We start from the raw sequence: 18846 nt of genomic DNA, 5'->3' as shown, positions 1-18846 counted from the left end.
CCGGTGCGCGATAGGTAGCGGCAAAACGGGTGCGCCCGCGAGCGGCGGCGCGCGCAGCGAGCGATCGAAAGGGCCCATCCCCATGTCCGATTTGCGCAAGGTCGTCATCGACGAAAAAGAGGTCGAAGTGCCGGGGGCGATGACCCTCATCCAGGCCTGCGAAGAGGCCGGCATCGAGATCCCGCGCTTCTGTTACCACGAACGGCTGTCGATCGCCGGCAACTGCCGCATGTGCCTCGTCGAGGTGGTCGGCGGCCCGCCGAAGCCCGCCGCCTCCTGCGCCATGCAGGTCAAGGACCTGCGCCCCGGTCCCGAGGGCCAGCCGCCGGTCGTCAAGACGAACTCGCCGATGGTCAAGAAGGCCCGCGAGGGGGTGATGGAGTTCCTGCTCATCAACCACCCGCTGGACTGCCCGATCTGCGACCAGGGCGGCGAATGCGACCTGCAGGACCAGGCGATGGCCTACGGCGTCGACTTTTCGCGCTACCGCGAGCCCAAGCGCGCCACCGAGGACCTTGATCTCGGGCCCCTGGTCGAGACCCACATGACGCGCTGCATCTCCTGCACCCGCTGCGTGCGCTTCACGACCGAAGTGGCCGGCATCCACCAGATGGGCCAGACCGGCCGGGGCGAGGACGCCGAGATCACCAGCTATCTCAACGAGACCCTTCACTCCAACATGCAGGGCAACATCATCGACCTTTGCCCGGTGGGGGCGCTGGTCTCGCGCCCCTATGCCTTCACGGCCCGGCCCTGGGAGCTGACGAAGACCGAGAGCGTCGACGTCATGAACGCCATGGGTGCGGCGATCCGCGTGGATACCAAGGGCCGCGAGGTCATGCGGATCCTGCCCCGCAACCATGACGGCATCAACGAGGAGTGGATCGACGACAAGACCCGCTTCGTGATCGACGGTCTGCGCCGCCAGCGGCTCGATCGGCCCTACATCCGCGAGAACGGCAAGCTGCGCCCGGCCACCTGGCCCGAGGCGCTCGGAAAGGCGGCATCGGCGCTGAAGGGCGCGAAGAAGGTCGCGGGCCTCGTGGGCGATCTCGCCCCGGTCGAGGCTGCCTATGCTCTGAAGGGCCTCGTGGGCTCGCTCGGCGGGGCGGTCGAGGCGCGGGTCGACGGAGCGATGCTCGGCACGTCGGACCGGTCCGGCTACGTGGGCGACGCCACGATCGCCGAACTCGACACCGCCGGTCACGTCATTCTCGTGGGCAGCAACCCCCGGGCCGAGGCGCCGGTGCTCAACTCCCGTATCCGCAAGGCCTGGCTGCGCGGCGCGGCGGTGAGCCGGATCGGCGCGCCGGTGGACCTGACCTACGACGTGGCCGAGCTCGGCGCGGACCGGGCGGCGCTCTCGAAGCTGGCCGGGCAGGACCTGTCGGGCACCGAAGGTACGATTATCGTGCTCGGCATGGGCGCGCTCATGGGCCCGGACGCCGCTGGCGTGCTGGCGACCTGCCGCAAGATGGCCGAGGCCGCGGGCGGCAAGCTGCTGATCCTTCACACCGCGGCGGCCCGCGTCGGCGCGCTGGACGCCGGCTGCCACGCCGAAGGTGGGTTGGGTGCCGCGCTCGACGGGGCGGACGTTGTCTACAGCCTCGGGGCCGACGAGACCGAGATCCCGGACGGTCCCTTCGTCATCTACCAGGGCAGCCACGGCGACCGCGGCGCGCATCGCGCCGACGTGATCCTGCCTGCCGCCGCCTACACCGAGGAAAACGGCCTCTTCGTGAACCTCGAGGGCCGGCCCCAGCTGGCGCTGCGCGCGGCCTTCCCACCTGGCGAGGCCAAGGAGAACTGGGCGATCCTGCGGGCGCTTTCGGCCGAGGTGGGCCAGGTTCTGCCCTTCGACAGCCTCGCGCAGCTGCGGCAGGCGCTCATCGGCGAGCTGCCGCACCTGGGCGATCTCGACGAGCTTCAGCCGATCGAGCCCGGTCCCGCGGGCGACACCTCGCTTGGGGAGGGCGATTTCGCCTACGCGATCGAGGAGTTCTACCTCACGAACCCGATCGCCCGCGCCTCCGCCCTGATGGGTGAGCTCGCGGCGGGCGCCAAGGCGCGCGGCGGGGACCGGATCGCCGCGGAGTGAGCGCGATGCGCCGCTTCGCCCTGGCCCCGGTGCTGTTCGCGCCGCTGCTCGCCGCCTGCGGCGCGGCGCCGCAGGACGCCCCCGACGCGGAGGCGCCCGAGGGCCCTCCGCCGGTCTACGAGGGCATCGAGACACGTCTTCTGGACGGCGATCTGGTCAATTTCCGCGTTGCCATGCGCAATGCGGAGGGGCCGGTGGACCTGCGGCTCTACGCCGAATGCGCCGCGGCGCAGTACACGCTCATCCGCGGCTACCAGTACGCCCGTCACCTGCGCACGAACGTCGAGGAAGAGGGTGGAATCTGGCTGGCGGATGCTGTTTACACCATCTCGCCGGGCCTGCCCGCAGGCCTGCAAACCATTGACGCCGCGTTCACGGTCGAGACCTGCGAGCGCGCCGGCGTACCGACGGTCTGAGAGGACATACGCATGGTCGAGTTCTTCACCACCACCAATCTCGGGATCGTGCTGCTGGTCCTCGGGCAGTGCCTGCTGGTGATCCTGCCGATCTTCATCAGCCTGGCCTTCCTGATGTACGCCGACCGCAAGGTCTGGGCCGCTGTGCAGATGCGCCGCGGCCCCAACGTGGTGGGGCCCTGGGGCCTGCTGCAGAGCTTCGCGGACTTCCTGAAGTACGTGGTCAAGGAGATCGTCGTCCCGGCGGGCGCCGACAAGACGGTCTTCTTCCTCGCGCCGATGATCGCCTTCATCGTGCCGATCGTCGCCTGGGCGGTGATCCCCTTCAACGAAGGCTGGGTGCTGGCCGACCTCAACGTGGCGGTGCTCTACATCTTCGCGATCTCCTCGCTGGAGGTCTACGGGATCATCATGGGCGGCTGGGCCTCGAACTCGAAGTATCCCTTCCTGGGCTCGCTCCGCTCGGCGGCGCAGATGATCTCCTACGAAGTCTCCATCGGCCTCATCATCATCGGCGTGATCATCTCGACCGGCTCGCTGAACCTCAGCGCCATCGTCATGGCGCAGGACGGCGACTGGGGGATCTTCAACTGGTACTGGCTGCCGCACTTCCCGATGATGTTCCTGTTCTTCATCTCGGCCCTCGCGGAGACCAACCGCCCGCCCTTCGACCTGCCGGAGGCCGAATCCGAGCTCGTGGCCGGCTACCAGGTCGAGTACAGCTCGACGCCCTTCCTGCTCTTCATGATCGGCGAGCTGATGGCCGTGGTGCTGATGTGCGCCCTGGTGTCGGTGTTCTTCCTCGGCGGCTGGCTTTCGCCCATCCCGTTCCTGCCAGACGGCGTGCTCTGGATGGCGCTGAAGATGCTCTTCTGCTTCTTCATCTTCGCCATGGTGAAGGCGATCACGCCCCGGTTCCGCTACGACCAGCTGATGCGGCTGGGCTGGAAGGTCTTCCTGCCCATTTCGCTCGCCTGGGTCGTGCTGGTGTCCTTCCTTGCCAAATTCGAGGTCCTCGGCGGGTTCTGGGCCCGCTGGGCGATTGGAGGCTGAGATGACTCAGATCGACTACACCCGCGCCGCGAAGTACTTTCTGCTTCAGGACTTCTTCGCCGGCTTCAAGGTGGGGCTGAAGTACTTCTTCGCTCCCAAGGCGACGCTGAACTACCCGCACGAAAAGGGCCCGCTGAGCCCGCGCTTCCGGGGCGAGCACGCGCTGCGCCGCTACCCCAACGGCGAGGAACGCTGCATCGCCTGCAAGCTCTGCGAGGCGATCTGCCCGGCTCAGGCCATCACCATCGACGCCGAACCGCGCGAGGACGGCAGCCGTCGGACCACGCGTTACGACATCGATATGACCAAGTGCATCTACTGCGGCTTCTGCCAGGAGGCCTGCCCGGTCGATGCGATCGTCGAGGGACCGAACTTCGAGTTCTCCACCGAGACCCGGGAAGAGCTCTACTACGACAAGCAGAAGCTCCTGGAAAACGGGGAGCGCTGGGAAGCCGAGATCGCGCGCAACCTGGAAATCGACGCGCCCTACCGATGAGCGGACAGGCGGGACACAGACATCCCGCCGTCTCGCGGAGACGCCATGAGTGATCAGAGCAACCCCTTCGAGGCGATGATGAAGATGGGCCAGGACTGGGCCCGGGCCATGAATCCCGCGCTCGAGACCTTCACGCCCAAGGGGTTCGAGCAGATGTGGCCGACGATGCCCGCCGGAATGATGGAGAGCTTTCTCGGCAAGACCTTCAATCCGGAGGGGCTCGATGCGAAGACACGGCTGCTCTTGACGCTGCAGGGTCTGACCATCATGGGAGCCCAAGCGGAGAGCCAGGTCCGGCTTACCGTGCGCCACGCCCGGGAGGCGGGGGCGACGAAACAGGAGATCGCCGAGACGATCGCGACGGCCGCGGTGTTCGGCGGCGTACCGGCCATGACCAAGGCGATGGAACTCGCCAACGAGGTCATGGAAGAGGGAAAGGACGAGGATCAATGACCCCAGCCGTCATCGCCTTCTACATCTTCGCGACCGCCACGGTCGCCGGGGGGCTGTTTACCGTCATCGCCCGGAACCCGGTGCACTCCGTGCTCTGGCTCATCCTGGCCTTCCTCTCGTCCGCCGGGCTCTTCATCCTGCTCGGGGCCGAGTTCGTCGCGATGCTGCTGATCATCGTCTATGTCGGCGCGGTCGCGGTGCTCTTCCTCTTCGTGGTCATGATGCTCGACATCGACTTCGCCGCGCTGAAGGCTGAGATGGCAAAGTACATGCCGTTGGCGCTGCTGATCGGTGTCGTGATCCTGATGCAGCTCGCGCTGGCCTTTGGCGTCTGGACCTTCGGCGAGGGCGCCGAGATGCGCCGCGCCGTGCCGGTCGAGGGCGGCGTGCAGAATACCACGGGCCTCGGCCTCGTGCTCTACGACCGCTACATCCTGCTTTTCCAGCTGGCGGGTCTCATCCTGCTGGTCGCGATGATCGGGGCGATCGTCCTGACGCTGCGCCACCGCGAGGACGTGAAGCGGCAGGACATCCTGGCGCAGATCTACCGCGATCCGGCCAAGTCGATGGAGCTCAAGGACGTGAAGTCGGGGCAGGGGCTCTGATGCGCTTCGTCTCGTTCTCCCGGATCGCGCCCGCGCTGATCCTCGCCGCCGGCTCGGCCGCGGCGCAGGCGCCCGCGCCCGAGGCCTGCGTGCCCATGTCCGGGGACGAGGCGCTCTCGGAGGTGCCGCAGGACCTGGGGCAGGGCTTCGTCGCGCAGGCCTACACGGACGCGGCGAGCGAAGAGGTTCCCGATCCCTTCGTGGTCTTCACAGAGTGCGAGAGCGGCTTTCTCCTGATCGCTGCTCAGCCGGAGCTGCCGAATGGCGAGCGCCGGACGTCCGACGAGATCGTGGGCTTCATGCAGGAGGCGCTGGCCTCGGAGGTGGAGTTCTCCGGCCAGGACATCGCCTTTCGCCTAACGGCGAACGGCGCCCCCGCGCAGGTGCGCCAGAGCGAGCGGCAGAACTGCGGCTGCGCGGCCTTCTACCCCGACGCGGGCGAGGGGCTGACGCCCTGGCAGCCGCCGGAATGAAGGCCGGCCCCGCCATCGCGGTGATCGTCGCGATCGTCGTCGGGGTAGCGGTGGCAAATGGATTTTCCGGCGGTTAAGAGAGCCGCCAAGTGAACGAGGGACAGATGGGACAGAGTGCAGGGATCGCACAGCGGGCAAGGGGAGACCGGTCATGAGCCGCAACACCATCATTCTCGTCGTGGTCATCGTGGCCATTCTCATCATCGGCGGATTCGTCAGCCTCTGAAGCGGACGGAAGAGGGACCAGGGACATGATCGGACTGGAACACTACCTGACGGTGGCGGCGGCGCTTTTCGTCATCGGGATCTTCGGCCTCTTCCTGAACCGGAAGAACGTCATCATCCTGCTGATGTCGATCGAGCTCATGCTGCTGTCGGTCAACATCAACTTCGTGGCCTTCTCCTCGTACCTCGAGGATCTGACGGGCCAGGTCTTCACGCTCTTCGTCCTGACGGTCGCCGCGGCCGAGGCGGCGATCGGGCTCGCGATCCTCGTCTGCTTCTTCCGCAACCGCGGCACGATTGACGTGGAAGACATCAACGTGATGCGGGGCTGACACCATGGCGCAGATCATCCTCTTCGCGCCGCTGATCGGCGCGCTCATCGCGGGCTTCGGCTGGCGGATCATCACCGAGCAGGGCGCGCAGTGGGTCACCACCGGCCTGCTCTTCGTCGCCTGCTTCTTCTCCTGGATCATCTTCTTCACCCTGCCGATGGAGACCCAGCAGATCGAGATCATGCGCTGGATCTCGTCCGGCACGCTCGACACCTACTGGGCGATCCGGCTGGACCGGCTGACGGCGATCATGCTGATCGTCATCACCAGCGTCTCGGCGCTCGTGCACCTCTATTCCTTCGGGTACATGGCGCACGACGAGAACTTCCGGCACGGCGAGCACTACAAGGCGCGCTTCTTCGCCTACCTGTCGTTCTTCACCTTCGCGATGCTGATGCTCGTGACGGCCGACAACCTGGTGCAGATGTTCTTCGGCTGGGAGGGCGTGGGCCTCGCCTCGTACCTGCTGATCGGCTTCTACTACCGCAAGCCTTCCGCCAACGCCGCCGCGATCAAGGCCTTCGTTGTGAACCGTGTCGGCGACTTCGGCTTCGCGCTCGGCATCTTCATGCTGTTCTTCCTCGTGGACAGCATCCAGTTCAACGACATCTTCGCGGCGGCGCCCGAACTGTCCGAGACCGTCGTGACCTTCCTCTGGTCCGACTGGAACGCGGCCGAGGTCGTGGCCTTCCTTCTCTTCATCGGCGCCATGGGCAAGTCGGCGCAGCTGCTGCTGCACACCTGGCTGCCGGACGCGATGGAGGGCCCGACGCCGGTCTCGGCCCTGATCCACGCGGCGACCATGGTCACCGCGGGCGTCTTCCTGGTCTGCCGCATGTCGCCGATCATGGAATTCGCGCCCTGGGCCACGGGCTTCATCACCGTGGTGGGCGCGGCGACGGCCTTCTTCGCCGCGACGGTGGGTCTCGTGCAGACCGACATCAAGCGCGTGATCGCGTATTCGACCTGTTCGCAGCTCGGCTACATGTTCGTGGCCGCGGGCGTGGGCGTCTACTCGGTGGCGATGTTCCACCTCTTCACACATGCCTTCTTCAAGGCGATGCTCTTCCTCGGCGCGGGCTCCGTGATCCACGGGATGCACCACGAGCAGGACATGCGGAACTACGGCGGCCTGCGGAAGAAGATGCCCTATACCTTCTGGGCGATGATGATCGGGACGCTGGCCATCACCGGCGTCGGCATCCCGCTCACGCACATCGGCTTCGCCGGCTTCCTGTCCAAGGACGCGGTGATCGAGAGCGCCTGGGCCGGCGGCGGGGCCTTCGCCTTCTGGGCGCTGGTCATCGCGGCGGCCTTCACGAGCTTCTACTCCTGGCGGCTGATGTTCCTGACGTTCTTCGGCAAGCCGCGTGGCGACAAGCATACGCATGAGCACGCGCATGAGAGCCCGACGGTCATGACCGCGCCGCTCGGCGTGCTGGCGCTCGGCGCCGTCTTCGCCGGGATGATCTGGTACGCGCCCTTCTTCGGCGAGCACGACCGCGTGAACCGCTTCTTCGGCATCCCGACGACCCACGAGGCCGTCGAGGAGACAGGCGGCGAAGAGGGCGAAGTAGCCGAAGGCGTCGGCGTCGGCGCTGCTGTCGAGGAACTCGCCGAGGGCGACGTCGAGGCGGCGGGAGAGGCCGTGACAGAGCCCACCGACGAGGAGCATGCCGAGGCGAGCTACGCCGCGCCGGGCGAGGGGGCGATCTACATGAGCCCCGACAACCACGTGATGGACGGCGCGCACCACGCGCCGACCTGGGTCAAGGTCTCGCCCTTCATCGCGATGCTCCTGGGCTTCGGGGTCTCCTACCTGATGTACATCCGCCGCCCCGATCTGCCGGGCAAGCTCGCCGAAAATCAGCGGCCGCTCTACGAGTTCCTGCTGAACAAGTGGTACTTCGACGAGCTCTACAACGCGGTCTTCGTGCGGCCCGCCCTTGGGCTCGGACGGTTCCTGTGGAAGCGGGGTGACGGCGGCGTCATCGACGGCGGGATCAACGGCATCGCCATGGGTATCGTGCCCTTCTTCACCCGCCAGCTCGGGCGGCTGCAGTCGGGCTACATCTTCACCTACGCCTTCCTGATGGTGATCGGGATCGCGCTGCTCATCACCTGGATGACGATCTTCGGGGGGGCCAACTGATGGGCAACCTGCTTTCGCTCACGACGTTCTTCCCGCTGCTGGGCGCCGCGATCCTCGCGCTTTTCCTGCGCGGCGACGACGCGGCGGCGCAGTCCAACGCCAAGTGGGTCGCGCTGGCGACCACGGTCGCGACCTTCATCATCTCGCTCTTCATCCTGTTCGGCTTCGACCCGCAGGACACGGGCTTCCAGTTCGTGGAGGACCGGGACTGGCTGCTGGGCCTGAGCTACCGGATGGGCGTCGACGGGATCAGCGTGCTCTTCGTCATGCTGACCACCTTCCTCATGCCGCTGACCATCGCGGCCTGCTGGAACGTGACGCACCGCGTGAAGGACTACATGATCGCCTTCCTCGTGCTGGAGACGCTGATGCTCGGCGTCTTCATGGCGCTGGACCTCGTGCTCTTCTACCTCTTCTTCGAGGGCGGCCTGATCCCGATGTTCCTGATCATCGGCATCTGGGGCGGCAAGGACCGGATCTACGCCTCGTTCAAGTTCTTCCTCTACACCTTCCTCGGCTCGGTGCTGATGCTGGTGGCCATGGTCGTGATGTTCTCGCAGTCGGGCACGACCTGTATCGGCGCCTGTCCCGAGGGCGTGACCGGCCTGCTCGGCTACAACTTCGCGAGCGAGACCTTCCCGCTGTTCGGGATCCAGATCGTCGGCGGGTTGCAGACGATGCTCTGGCTGGCCTTCTTCGCGTCCTTCGCGGTGAAGATGCCGATGTGGCCAGTGCACACCTGGCTGCCGGACGCGCACGTCCAGGCGCCCACGGCGGGCTCGGTCGTGCTGGCGGCGATCCTGCTGAAGATGGGCGGCTACGGCTTCCTGCGGTTCTCGCTGCCGATGTTCCCCATCGGAACCGATGTCATGGCGCCGCTGGTGCTCTGGCTGTCTGCCATCGCCATCGTCTACACCTCGCTCGTCGCGCTGGTGCAGGCCGACATGAAGAAGCTGATCGCCTATTCGTCGGTCGCCCACATGGGCTTCGTGACCATGGGCATCTTCGCGGTGAACCAGCAGGGTATCGACGGGGCGATCTTCCAGATGCTGAGCCACGGCTTCATCTCCGGCGCGCTCTTCCTCTGCGTGGGCGTCATCTACGACCGGATGCACACCCGGGAGATCGACGCCTACGGCGGCCTCGTGAACCGGATGCCGGCCTACGCGCTGATCTTCATGCTCTTCACCATGGCGAACGTGGGCCTGCCGGGCACTTCGGGCTTCGTGGGCGAGTTCCTGACGCTCATGGGCGTCTTCCAGGTCAACACCTGGGTCGCCGCGGTCGCCGCGACGGGCGTGATCCTCAGCGCGGCCTATGCGCTCTGGCTCTACCGCCGGGTGGTCATGGGCGACCTGATCAAGGAAAGCCTGAAGTCGATCACCGACATGACCGGCCGGGAGCGTGCGATCTTCGCCCCGCTCGTGGTGATGACCATCCTGCTCGGCGTCTACCCGAGCCTCGTGACCGACATCATCGGCCCCTCCGTCGAGAACCTGATCTCGAACGTGGAAACCGCGCAGGCGGCCTACGAGCCGGCCACGCAAATCGCCGAAATCCAGGAGTAACCGCGCCATGATCTCTGCGGATATCCAAGTCGCCCTTCCGGAGCTGGTGATCGCCGTCTACGCGATGCTGGGTCTGATCGGCGCGGTCTACACCGGCAAGGACAAGGTTGCGGGTGCGCTGGTCTGGGCGACGGCCGCGGTCTTCCTCGCCTGCGCCGTCTGGATCGGCTACGGGCCGGACGAGACCCGGGTGGCCTTCGGCGGTTCCTTCATCGACGACGGCTTCGCACGGTTCTCCAAGGTCGTCATCCTCGTCTCCGCCGCCCTCGTCCTGGTCATGAGCCAGGAATACATGGCACGCCGCGATCTGCTTCGGTTCGAGTACCCGATGCTGGTGGCGCTCGCCTCGGTGGGGATGATGGTCATGGTCTCGGCAGGGGACCTGATCGTGCTCTACATGGGCCTCGAGCTGCAGTCGCTCGCGCTCTACGTCGTGGCCTCGCTACGGCGGGACAGCGTGAAGTCGACGGAGGCGGGCCTGAAGTACTTCGTGCTCGGCGCGCTCTCCTCGGGCCTGCTGCTCTACGGCGCATCGCTCACCTACGGCTTTGCGGGCACCACGCTTTTCTCCGGGATCATCGAGGCGGCCTCGACCGAGGTGCCGCTGGGCCTGCTCTTCGGGCTGGTGTTCCTCTCCGCCGGTTTCGCCTTCAAGGTCTCCGCCGCGCCCTTCCACATGTGGACGCCCGACGTCTACGAGGGCGCGCCGACCCCGGTTACGGCCTTCTTCGCGACGGCCCCCAAGATGGCCGCCATGGGCCTCTTCGCCCGGGTCATGTTCGACGCCTTCGGCGGCGTGACCGGCGATTGGCAGCAGATCGTGGCCTTCCTCTCGGTGGTCTCGATGTTCCTCGGCGCGATCGCGGCGATCGGGCAGACCAACATCAAGCGCCTGATGGCCTATTCCTCGATCACCCACATGGGCTTCGCGCTCATGGGGCTCGCGGCGGGGACGGCTTTCGGCGTGCAGGCGATGCTGGTCTACATGGTGATCTACATCGTGATGAACGTGGGCACCTTCGCCTTCATCCTCTCGATGGAGAAGGACGGACGCCCCGTGACGGACATCGACGCGCTGCACAACTACTCCGCGCGCGAACCGCTCAAGGCGCTGGCGCTCCTCGTGCTGATGTTCGCCCTCGCCGGCGTGCCGCCGCTGGTGGGCTTCTTCGGCAAGTTCTACGTCCTGCGCGCGGCCTACGACGGCGGGCTCGCGTGGCTGGCCGTCGCCGGCGTGATCGCCAGCGTCATCGCGGCCTTCTACTACCTCCGTATCGTCTACTACATGTATTTCGGCGAGGAGCGGGAGGCGCTGGACAAGGGCGGCAACGCGGTTCTCTGGACCCTGCTCGTCGGCTCCGCGGCGGTGATGGTCCTTGGCGTGGTCAACCTCTTCGGGATCGAGCCGCTGGCCGCGGCCGCGGCGGAAACGCTTGTCAACTGAGGGTGGGGACACCGGGGCCCTCTGGCCCGAGGGACACGACCGTCTGATCCTGGACGAGTGCCGCTCGACGATGGAGGAGGCGGCCCGTCTCGCCCCCGAGATCGCAAGGCCGACCTGGGTCCTCGCGCACCGGCAGACGGGCGCGCGGGGCCGGCGCGGCCGGGCCTGGGCCATGGCGGCGGGCAACTTCGCCGCGACCCTCGTGATGAAGCCCGCCTGCACGGCCCCGGAGGCCGCCCGCCGCTCCTTCCTGGCCGCCAACGCCCTCTTCGAGACGCTTGCGATCTACGTCGACCGGGATGCGCTATCGCTCAAGTGGCCCAATGACGTGCTGCTGCACGAGGGCAAGGTCGCCGGCATCCTTCTGGAAAGCGGCGGCGCGCCCTACGTCGACTGGCTGACCATCGGCATCGGCGTGAACCTCGTGGACGCCCCGGCGGACGAGCCGGACATGGCCTTCCGGCCGGTGTCGCTCTTCGACCAGGGCGGAGAGCGGGTGGAGCCGGAGGAGTTCCTCACCGTCCTCGCGTCGAACTACGCCACGCAGGAGGGCATCCTCGAGGCGCTCGGTTTCGACCGGGTCCGGGAGGAGTGGCTCGAGCACGCCGCGCGGCTGGGCGAGGTCATCACGGCCCGGACAGGGCGCGAGGACGTGACGGGCACCTTCGAGACGGTCGACAGCGAGGGCAACCTCGTCCTCGTGACGCCGGACGGCCCGCGCGCGATCCCCGCCGCCGACATCTATTTCTGAGGCGCCCATGCTGCTCTGCATCGACTGCGGCAACACCAACACGGTGTTCTCGATCTGGGACGGCACCGAGTTCATCTGCACCCTGCGGACCTCGACCGAGCACCAGCGGACTGCCGACCAGTACTTCGTCTGGTTCTCGACCCTCGTGACCCATCACGGGATCGAGCCGCGCATCACCGACGTCATCATCTCGTCCACGGTGCCGAGGGTGGTCTTCAATCTCAGGGTCTTTTCCGACCGGTATTTCGGCACGCGCCCCCTCGTCGTGGGCAAGCCGGACTGCCTGCTGCCCACCGATCCCCGCGTCGACGCGGGCACCCAGGTGGGCTCCGACCGTCTCGTGAATGCCGCCGGTGCCTTCGACAGGCATGGCGGCGACCTCATCGTCGTGGACTTCGGGACGGCGACGACCTTCGACGTCGTGGCAGAGGACGGGGCCTACGTGGGCGGAGTCATCGCGCCCGGCGTGAACCTGTCGCTGGAGGCCCTGCACCAGGCCGCGGCGGCGCTGCCGCATGTCGATATCACCAAGCCGCAGGCGGTCATCGGGACCAATACCGTCGCTTGCATGCAGTCGGGGATCTTCTGGGGCTACGTCGGCCTCGTCCGTGAGCTGACCGGGCGGATCAAGGCGGAATACGACCGGCCCATGAGAGTGATCGGGACAGGTGGCCTGGCGCCGTTGTTCGATCAGGCCGATGTGCTATTTGACAGGGTCGAGAGCGACCTGACCATGCATGGCCTGAAGGTCATCCATCGATACAACAAGGAAAATTCATGAGCGAGCGACTGTTCTACCTCCCCCTCGGAGGCGCGGGGGAGATCGGGATGAATTGTTACGTCTACGGCTACGGCACGCCTGGCGACGAGCGTCTGATCGTCGTCGACCTCGGCGTGACCTTTCCCGACATGGACGGCACGCCCGGCGTCGACCTCATCCTGCCCGATATCGCCTGGCTCGAGGCCCGGCGCGACAAGATCGAGGGTGTCTTCATCACCCACGCGCACGAGGATCACGTGGGCGCGGTCGGACACCTCTATCATCGCCTGCGGGCGCCGATCTACGCGCGGGCCTTCACGGCCAACATCGCGCGCCGGAAGCTGGAAGAGTACGGCGTGGTCGATCCCGCCGCGGTGCAGACCGTCTCCCCCTGGCCCGAGACGGTGCAGGCGGGGCCGTTCTCCGTCTCTTTCGTCCCCGTGTCGCATTCCATCCCCGAGTCCGCTGGCCTGGCGATCGACACCGCCGCGGGCCGCGTGGTGCACACCGGCGACTTCAAGATCGACCTGACCCCTGTCGTGGGCGAGGCCTTCGACCGTGATCTCTGGTCGGAGGTGTCGAAGGACGGGGTGCGCGCGCTCATGTGCGACTCGACAAACGTCTTCTCGCATCATCCCGGACGGTCCGAGCTCTCTGTCGGCCCCGAGATCGAGCGGCTGATGACCGAGGCGCAGGGCATGGTCGTCGCAACGACCTTCGCCTCGAACATCGCGCGCCTGAAGACGCTGGCGACCGCGGCCGAGCGGGCAGGGCGCTCCGTCTGCCTCTTGGGCCGCGCGATGCGGCGTATGGTCGAGGCGGCGGTCGAGACCGGGCTGCTGACGGACTTCCCCAGGACCGTCACGCCAGAAGACGCGCAGGACATCCCGCGCGAGAGTCTGATGCTGCTGGTGACTGGCAGCCAGGGCGAACGGCGCGCCGCCTCGGCCCAACTCGCCAACGGCAAGTACCTCGGGCTCGAGATGAAGGAGGGGGATACCTTCCTCTTCTCGTCCAAGACCATCCCCGGCAACGAGCGGGGGGTGATCCGGATCATGAACCAGATGTCCGAGAAGGGCGTCCAGGTGATCGACGACAGCTCCGGCCTCTATCACGTCTCCGGCCACGCCAACCGGCCCGACCTGCAGGCCATGCACGAGGTCGTCCGGCCCGACTGCCTGGTGCCCATGCATGGCGAGCACCGCCACCTGACCGAGCACGTGCGCCTTGCCGAGGCCGGCGGTATGCGCGGGCTGCTGGCGGTCAACGGGACGATGGTCGATCTCTCCGCCGAGCCGCCGCGCGTGGCGGAGTTCATCGAGACCGGGCGGACCTATCTCGACGGGTCGGTTCAGATCGGGGCGCTTGATGGCGTCGTGCGCGACCGCATCCGCATGGCGCTGAACGGCCATGTGCTGGTCACGCTCATCATCGACGAGGACGGCACGCCGCTGGGCGAGCCCTGGTGCGAGACCATGGGTCTCGCCGAAGAAGGGCAATCTCGCACGCCGCTGGTGGAAGTCCTGGAGGCGGATCTCGACCAGTTCGTGGGGCGGGCGGCGAAGAAGACGCTCGCGGACGACGGCGCGCTCGAGAAGGAGCTGCGCACGATCGTACGGCGGACCTCGCAGAACGAGATCGGCAAGAAGCCGGAAGTGACCGTGGTGATCAGCCGCCTGGCCTGAACGGGGGCGGGCGAGACGGAGCAGCAACGGCCGGGGACGGCCGTTGCGATCCGGTCAGCTCACGAGACGCTCTTCGAAGCTCTGAGCGATGAAGGTGGGGACATCGTCGCCCATGCCGACGACGGGCTCGTCCCGCTTGTCGGAGCCGCGGCCCTTGCCGCCACGCGAGGAGCGCTTCTTGCCCTTGGACCCGCTGTCCTCTTTCGGACTGTCGTCGGGTTTCGGCGCGGCCTGCTTTTCCGGAGCCTTGTCGTCTTTCGGAGCTGCGTCCTGTTTCGGCGCGTCGTCCTTCGGACCCTTCAGCTTCACCGGGTTCTCACGGCGCGGAATCTCCTTCTCGACCAGCTTTTCGATCGATTCGAGATACTTGTCGTCGCGCGGCACGCAGATGGTCATGGCCCGGCCCTCGCGCCCGGCCCGGCCGGTGCGGCCGATCCGGTGCACGTAGTCCTCGGCGTGGCTGGGCACGTCGTAGTTGAAGACGTGGCTCACGTTCGGGATGTCGAGCCCGCGGGCGGCGACGTCGGAGGCCACGAGGAACCGCAGCGACCCGTCGCGGAAGGCGTCGAGCGTCTTGGTGCGCTGCGACTGGTCGAGATCACCGTGGATCGGCGCGGCGTCGAGCCCGTACTTCTTCATGGACTTCGCCACGACATCCACGTCGACCTTGCGGTTGCAAAAGATGATGCCGTTGCGGCAGTCCGCGCCTTCGCTCTCGATCAGAGCGCGCAGCACGGCGCGCTTCTCGGATCCCTCGCGGTCGCGGCGGGTCGGCTTGAAGACCACCACCGACTGGTCGATCGTTTCGGAAGCCGTCGCCTGGCGGGCCACCTCGATCCGCTCGGGCGCCGAGAGGAAGGTGTTTGTGATCCGCTCGATCTCCGAGGCCATGGTGGCCGAGAAGAAGAGCGTCTGCCGGGTAAAGGGCGTGAGGCCGAAGATCCGCTCGATGTCCGGAATGAAGCCCATGTCCAGCATCCGGTCGGCTTCGTCGACCACCATGATCTGGACCCCGGTCAGCAGCAGCTTGCCGCGCTCGAAATGGTCGAGAAGGCGGCCGGGCGTAGCGATCAGCACGTCGACGCCCTTGTCGATCAGCGCGTCCTGCTCCTTGAAGCTCACGCCGCCGATCAGCAGGGCCTTGGTGAGCTTGGTGTACTTCGCGTAGACGTCGAAGTTCTCGGCCACCTGCGCCGCCAGCTCCCGCGTGGGGCAGAGCACGAGGCTCCGCGGCATCCGGGCGCGGGCGCGCCCCCGGTTGAGCAGGGTGATCATCGGCAGCGTGAAGCTGGCCGTCTTGCCGGTGCCGGTCTGGGCGATGCCCAGCACGTCCTTGCCCTCGAGCGCCGGGGGGATCGCGCCCTCCTGGATCGGAGTCGGCGTTTCGTAGCCGGCTTCCTCGATGGCCTTCAGAACCTTCGGATTGAGGTTCAGCTCGGAGAATTTTGTCATGGATGCCTTTCGCTTGGTTGCGGCATGAACGGCCGCATCCTCGCGCGGCCGACCCCGGGCCGGATTGCCGGGGGTCCCCTTGAGGCGTCGCCATACGCGGCCTGACACGCGAGGTCAAGAAAGTCGCGCCTCGGAACGGCTTGGCCCCTCCGACCGTTTCCCGAGTCGGACAATCATCCAGAAGGAGAGCGCAATGATCCGCAAATACGGCACGGCGAACTGGCAGGGCACGCTGAAGGAGGGGACGGGGTCCGTCTCGACCGAGAGCGGTGCGCTCAAGAACGTGAACTACGGCTTCCAGAAGCGCTTCGAGGGCGAGCCCGGTTCGAACCCCGAGGAGATGCTGGGCGCGGCCCATGCCTCCTGCTTCGCGATGGCGCTGAGCCTCGAGCTGGGCAATGCCGGCTACACCGCCGACAACATCGACGCCAAGACCACCGTCTCGCTCGAGCAGGTGGATGACGGTTTCGCCATCACGAAGGCCGACATCTCGGTTACCGCGACGGTGCCGGGGATCGACGACGCCGAGTTCCAGAAGATCGCCGAGGCCACCTCGAAGGGCTGCCCGGTGTCGAAGGTGCTGAGCTGCGATATCGGCCTTGAGGCGAAGCTCGCCTAGCCCCAGGCCAGACCGACCCAGAGCGGCGGGATCAGCAACAGGTATCCCGCCGCGACGGCCGCCCCGTCGCGCGCCACGGTCCCGAGCGCGAAGAAGAGAACGGGCAGCCCCGCCAGGGGCACGAGGACCGGGATCGCCCCCAGCACGGTCATTGAAAGCCCGAGCGCGATCAGCAGCAGCGCGATGACCGTCAGCGAAACGCGCCCCTCCGCCAGGATAACCAGCCGCGGCTTGAGCCGCTTGCGCAGCCAGCGCGCCGCGGGCCGAAGCCGGTCGGCCGCGCCCCGGATCCGCTGCGCCCCGATGCAACGGTCGCGGATGGTTTTCGGCAGCCAGAGGCCGGTTCGGCCCCGTAGTGTCTGCAGCCCGATGACCGCCATCACGAGCCCGATGGCGCCGCCCACGCCGGGGATCATGCCCACCGGCAGCACCATGAGCGCCGCGAGCGCGAGCAGCAGTGGTCCGTAGCCCTTGGCGCCGAGCGTCTCGACGATGTCGCCGAAGCTCACCTCGTCGTTCTCCCGGGCGAGATCGTCGAGGGTCGAGACGATATCGTCCACCTGCTCGGGCCCGGCCGCGCCCTCTGTCATCGGGTTGTCCGTGGCGCCGGTCATGCGCCGCGCGCCGAGCGCCGCGCCCGGCCCATCACGCCATCATCTCTTTCGTCGCCGAAAGCGTGATGTCGGGATAGTCCCGCTGAACGCGGTCGATGTCCCACTGAAGCCGGGTGAGGTAGACCACGTCGCCGTCGCTGTCGTGGGCAATGTGCTGCTTGTTGGCCTGGGTGAAGGCCTCGACCTTCGCCTTGGGGCCATGGACCCAGCGGGCCGAGGTGAACTGCGAGGCGTCGAAGCGCACGGGCAGGCCGTATTCCATCTCGATCCGGCTCGCGAGGACCTCGAACTGCAGCGCCCCCACGACGCCCACGATGTAGCCAGAGCCGAAGGCCGGCTTGAAGACCTTTGCCGCCCCTTCCTCGGCGAACTGGAACAGCGCCTTTTCCAGGTGCTTGGCCTTCATCGGGTCGCCAGCGCGGACCCCCTGCAACAGCTCCGGCGCGAAGGAGGGGATGCCCGTGACCTTCAGCGCCTCGCCCTCGGTCAGCGTGTCGCCGATGCGCAGCTGGCCGTGGTTCGGAATGCCGATGATGTCGCCCGCCCAGGCCTCCTCCGCGAGCTCGCGGTCGGAGGCGAGGAAGAGGACCGGCGCCGAGATCGTCATCGCCTTCTTCGAACGCGCGTGGGTCAGCTTCATGCCCCGCTCGAAATGCCCCGAGGAGAGCCGGACGAAGGCCACCCGGTCGCGGTGCTTCGGGTCCATGTTCGCCTGGACCTTGAAGACGAAGCCCGTCACCTTGGTCTCTTCCGGCGCGATCTGGCGGGGCTCGGCCGAGGTCGGCTGCGGCTCCGGCCCGTAGCGGCCGATGCCGTCCATCAGCTCCTTCACGCCGAAGGAGTTGATCGCGGAGCCGAACCAGATCGGCGTCATCGTCCCCTCGAGCAGCGCCTGGTGGTCGAGCGGCGGCAGCAGTTCGCGCGCCATCTCGATCTCCTCCCGGAGCTGGTCCAGCAGGTGCGCCGGGACGTGCTCGGCCAGCTTGGGATCGTCGAGCCCCTCGATCTTCACGCTCTCGGCCACGCGGTTGCGGTCCGACCGGTCCATCAGCTCCAGCCGGTCGCGCAGCAGGTCGTAGCAGCCGACGAAATCCGACCCCATGCCGATCGGCCAGGAGGCGGGTGTCACGTCGATCGCGAGGTTTTCCTGGATCTCGTCGATGATGTCGAAGGTGTCCCGGCTCTCGCGGTCCATCTTGTTGCAGAAGGTCAGGATCGGCAGGTCCCGCAACCGGCAGACCTCGAAGAGCTTGCGCGTCTGGCTCTCCACGCCTTTCGCCCCGTCGATGACCATGATCGCGGAATCGACGGCGGTGAGCGTCCGGTAGGTATCCTCCGAGAAGTCGGAGTGACCGGGCGTGTCGACGAGGTTGTAGCGGTACCGGTCGTAGTCGAAGGACATGGCCGAGGCCGAAACGGAGATGCCGCGATCCTTTTCCATCTGCATGAAGTCCGACCGCGTCCGCCGTGCCTCGCCCTTGGCGCGCACCTGTCCGGCCATCTGGATGGCGCCCCCGTAGAGGAGGAACTTCTCGGTCAGCGTGGTCTTGCCGGCGTCGGGATGCGAGATGATCGCGAAGGTCCGGCGGCGGCCGATTTCCGGGGGCAGGGCAGGGCGGTTCGACATGGGCCGCGATCTATCCCGGCCCG

General features: G+C 67.0%; 18 protein-coding genes. 15 read left to right on the top strand and 3 right to left on the bottom strand.

The window, feature by feature from the left end; genetic code table 11:
- Positions 1-82 precede the first annotated feature (82 nt).
- The 14 genes from nuoG (at position 83) to F3S47_RS00145 (ending at position 14511) form a co-directional block, all read left to right on the top strand.
- Positions 83-2098, top strand: coding sequence for an NADH-quinone oxidoreductase subunit NuoG (gene nuoG / locus F3S47_RS00210; RefSeq protein WP_150443214.1), 2016 nt, complete (start codon positions 83-85; stop codon positions 2096-2098).
- 5 nt (positions 2099-2103) lie between these two features.
- Complete coding sequence (locus F3S47_RS00205) at positions 2104-2514, top strand: hypothetical protein (RefSeq protein ID WP_150443213.1); 411 nt, start codon at positions 2104-2106, stop codon at positions 2512-2514.
- A 12-nt stretch (positions 2515-2526) separates the two neighbouring features.
- Positions 2527-3567, top strand: coding sequence for an NADH-quinone oxidoreductase subunit NuoH (gene nuoH, locus F3S47_RS00200; protein ID WP_150443212.1), 1041 nt, complete (start codon positions 2527-2529; stop codon positions 3565-3567).
- A gap of 1 nt (position 3568) precedes the next feature.
- On the top strand, positions 3569-4063 hold the full coding sequence (nuoI, locus tag F3S47_RS00195; protein ID WP_150443211.1) for an NADH-quinone oxidoreductase subunit NuoI: 495 nt from the start codon (positions 3569-3571) through the stop codon (positions 4061-4063).
- A 45-nt stretch (positions 4064-4108) separates the two neighbouring features.
- Positions 4109-4516: a carboxymuconolactone decarboxylase family protein gene (locus F3S47_RS00190; RefSeq protein WP_150443210.1), complete on the top strand. Its 408-nt coding sequence runs from the start codon at positions 4109-4111 to the stop codon at positions 4514-4516.
- On the top strand, positions 4513-5121 hold the full coding sequence (locus F3S47_RS00185) for an NADH-quinone oxidoreductase subunit J (RefSeq protein ID WP_150443209.1): 609 nt from the start codon (positions 4513-4515) through the stop codon (positions 5119-5121). Before F3S47_RS00190 ends, F3S47_RS00185 begins: the two co-directional genes overlap by 4 nt.
- Positions 5121-5594, top strand: coding sequence for a hypothetical protein (locus F3S47_RS00180; protein ID WP_150443208.1), 474 nt, complete (start codon positions 5121-5123; stop codon positions 5592-5594). Before F3S47_RS00185 ends, F3S47_RS00180 begins: the two co-directional genes overlap by 1 nt.
- 251 nt (positions 5595-5845) lie before the next feature.
- A complete protein-coding gene (gene nuoK / locus F3S47_RS00175) occupies positions 5846-6151 on the top strand; it encodes an NADH-quinone oxidoreductase subunit NuoK (RefSeq protein WP_150443207.1) in 306 nt (101 codons plus the stop codon).
- A 4-nt stretch (positions 6152-6155) separates the two neighbouring features.
- Positions 6156-8303, top strand: coding sequence for an NADH-quinone oxidoreductase subunit L (gene nuoL / locus F3S47_RS00170; protein WP_150443206.1), 2148 nt, complete (start codon positions 6156-6158; stop codon positions 8301-8303).
- The gene (locus F3S47_RS00165) at positions 8303-9871 is read left to right on the top strand and encodes an NADH-quinone oxidoreductase subunit M (RefSeq protein WP_191090032.1); all 1569 of its coding nucleotides are present in this window, start codon (positions 8303-8305) and stop codon (positions 9869-9871) included. Before nuoL ends, F3S47_RS00165 begins: the two co-directional genes overlap by 1 nt.
- 7 nt (positions 9872-9878) lie before the next feature.
- Positions 9879-11315 carry an NADH-quinone oxidoreductase subunit NuoN gene (nuoN, locus tag F3S47_RS00160; protein ID WP_150443204.1) on the top strand — a complete coding sequence of 479 codons (1437 nt, stop codon included), beginning with the start codon at positions 9879-9881 and terminating at the stop codon, positions 11313-11315.
- Positions 11305-12066, top strand: a complete 762-nt coding sequence (locus tag F3S47_RS00155) for a biotin--[acetyl-CoA-carboxylase] ligase (protein WP_223877664.1) — start codon at positions 11305-11307, stop codon at positions 12064-12066. Before nuoN ends, F3S47_RS00155 begins: the two co-directional genes overlap by 11 nt.
- Before the next feature lie 7 nt (positions 12067-12073).
- Entirely contained in the window at positions 12074-12847 is a 774-nt protein-coding gene (locus F3S47_RS00150) for a type III pantothenate kinase (RefSeq protein WP_150443203.1), read from the top strand.
- A complete protein-coding gene (locus F3S47_RS00145; RefSeq protein WP_150443202.1) occupies positions 12844-14511 on the top strand; it encodes a ribonuclease J in 1668 nt (555 codons plus the stop codon). Before F3S47_RS00150 ends, F3S47_RS00145 begins: the two co-directional genes overlap by 4 nt.
- A 54-nt stretch (positions 14512-14565) precedes the next feature.
- Here the strand turns inward: F3S47_RS00145 and F3S47_RS00140 are convergent, their stop codons facing one another.
- Positions 14566-15963 carry a DEAD/DEAH box helicase gene (locus F3S47_RS00140; protein WP_150443201.1) on the bottom strand — a complete coding sequence of 466 codons (1398 nt, stop codon included), beginning with the start codon at positions 15961-15963 and terminating at the stop codon, positions 14566-14568.
- 193 nt (positions 15964-16156) lie between these two features.
- On the opposite strand from F3S47_RS00140, the gene F3S47_RS00135 reads away from it, so the two are divergent.
- Entirely contained in the window at positions 16157-16582 is a 426-nt protein-coding gene (locus F3S47_RS00135) for an OsmC family protein (RefSeq protein WP_150443200.1), read from the top strand.
- Here the strand turns inward: F3S47_RS00135 and F3S47_RS00130 are convergent.
- Both F3S47_RS00130 and F3S47_RS00125 read right to left on the bottom strand, forming a co-directional pair.
- Positions 16579-17196: an exopolysaccharide biosynthesis protein gene (locus F3S47_RS00130; RefSeq protein WP_150443199.1), complete on the bottom strand. Its 618-nt coding sequence runs from the start codon at positions 17194-17196 to the stop codon at positions 16579-16581. The two genes, F3S47_RS00135 and F3S47_RS00130, sit on opposite strands and share 4 nt — an antisense overlap.
- A gap of 31 nt (positions 17197-17227) precedes the next feature.
- Positions 17228-18823, bottom strand: coding sequence for a peptide chain release factor 3 (locus F3S47_RS00125; RefSeq protein ID WP_150443198.1), 1596 nt, complete (start codon positions 18821-18823; stop codon positions 17228-17230).
- Positions 18824-18846 lie beyond the last annotated feature (23 nt).

The sequence above is a fragment of the Histidinibacterium aquaticum genome, assembly GCF_008710275.1.
In the GTDB taxonomy this organism is placed as follows: domain Bacteria; phylum Pseudomonadota; class Alphaproteobacteria; order Rhodobacterales; family Rhodobacteraceae; genus Oceanicola; species Oceanicola aquaticus.
Note: the sequence above shows the minus strand (reverse complement) of the source record. Positions and strands in the feature narration are given on the sequence as shown.

Bases quoted from the DNA above. Each gene is read 5' to 3' on its own strand.
- nuoK (WP_150443207.1), top strand. From the start codon at position 5,846: ATGATCGGACTGGAACACTACCTGACGGTGGCGGCGGCGCTTTTCGTC.
- nuoL (WP_150443206.1), top strand. From the start codon at position 6,156: ATGGCGCAGATCATCCTCTTCGCGCCGCTGATCGGCGCGCTCATCGCG.
- F3S47_RS00130 (WP_150443199.1), bottom strand. From the start codon at position 17,196: ATGACCGGCGCCACGGACAACCCGATGACAGAGGGCGCGGCCGGGCCC.
- F3S47_RS00150 (WP_150443203.1), top strand. From the start codon at position 12,074: ATGCTGCTCTGCATCGACTGCGGCAACACCAACACGGTGTTCTCGATC.
- F3S47_RS00190 (WP_150443210.1), top strand. From the start codon at position 4,109: ATGAGTGATCAGAGCAACCCCTTCGAGGCGATGATGAAGATGGGCCAG.
- F3S47_RS00205 (WP_150443213.1), top strand. From the start codon at position 2,104: ATGCGCCGCTTCGCCCTGGCCCCGGTGCTGTTCGCGCCGCTGCTCGCC.
- nuoG (WP_150443214.1), top strand. From the start codon at position 83: ATGTCCGATTTGCGCAAGGTCGTCATCGACGAAAAAGAGGTCGAAGTG.
- F3S47_RS00135 (WP_150443200.1), top strand. From the start codon at position 16,157: ATGATCCGCAAATACGGCACGGCGAACTGGCAGGGCACGCTGAAGGAG.
- F3S47_RS00185 (WP_150443209.1), top strand. From the start codon at position 4,513: ATGACCCCAGCCGTCATCGCCTTCTACATCTTCGCGACCGCCACGGTC.
- F3S47_RS00140 (WP_150443201.1), bottom strand. From the start codon at position 15,963: ATGACAAAATTCTCCGAGCTGAACCTCAATCCGAAGGTTCTGAAGGCC.
- F3S47_RS00180 (WP_150443208.1), top strand. From the start codon at position 5,121: ATGCGCTTCGTCTCGTTCTCCCGGATCGCGCCCGCGCTGATCCTCGCC.
- F3S47_RS00145 (WP_150443202.1), top strand. From the start codon at position 12,844: ATGAGCGAGCGACTGTTCTACCTCCCCCTCGGAGGCGCGGGGGAGATC.
- nuoN (WP_150443204.1), top strand. From the start codon at position 9,879: ATGATCTCTGCGGATATCCAAGTCGCCCTTCCGGAGCTGGTGATCGCC.
- nuoH (WP_150443212.1), top strand. From the start codon at position 2,527: ATGGTCGAGTTCTTCACCACCACCAATCTCGGGATCGTGCTGCTGGTC.
- nuoI (WP_150443211.1), top strand. From the start codon at position 3,569: ATGACTCAGATCGACTACACCCGCGCCGCGAAGTACTTTCTGCTTCAG.
- F3S47_RS00125 (WP_150443198.1), bottom strand. From the start codon at position 18,823: ATGTCGAACCGCCCTGCCCTGCCCCCGGAAATCGGCCGCCGCCGGACC.
- F3S47_RS00165 (WP_191090032.1), top strand. From the start codon at position 8,303: ATGGGCAACCTGCTTTCGCTCACGACGTTCTTCCCGCTGCTGGGCGCC.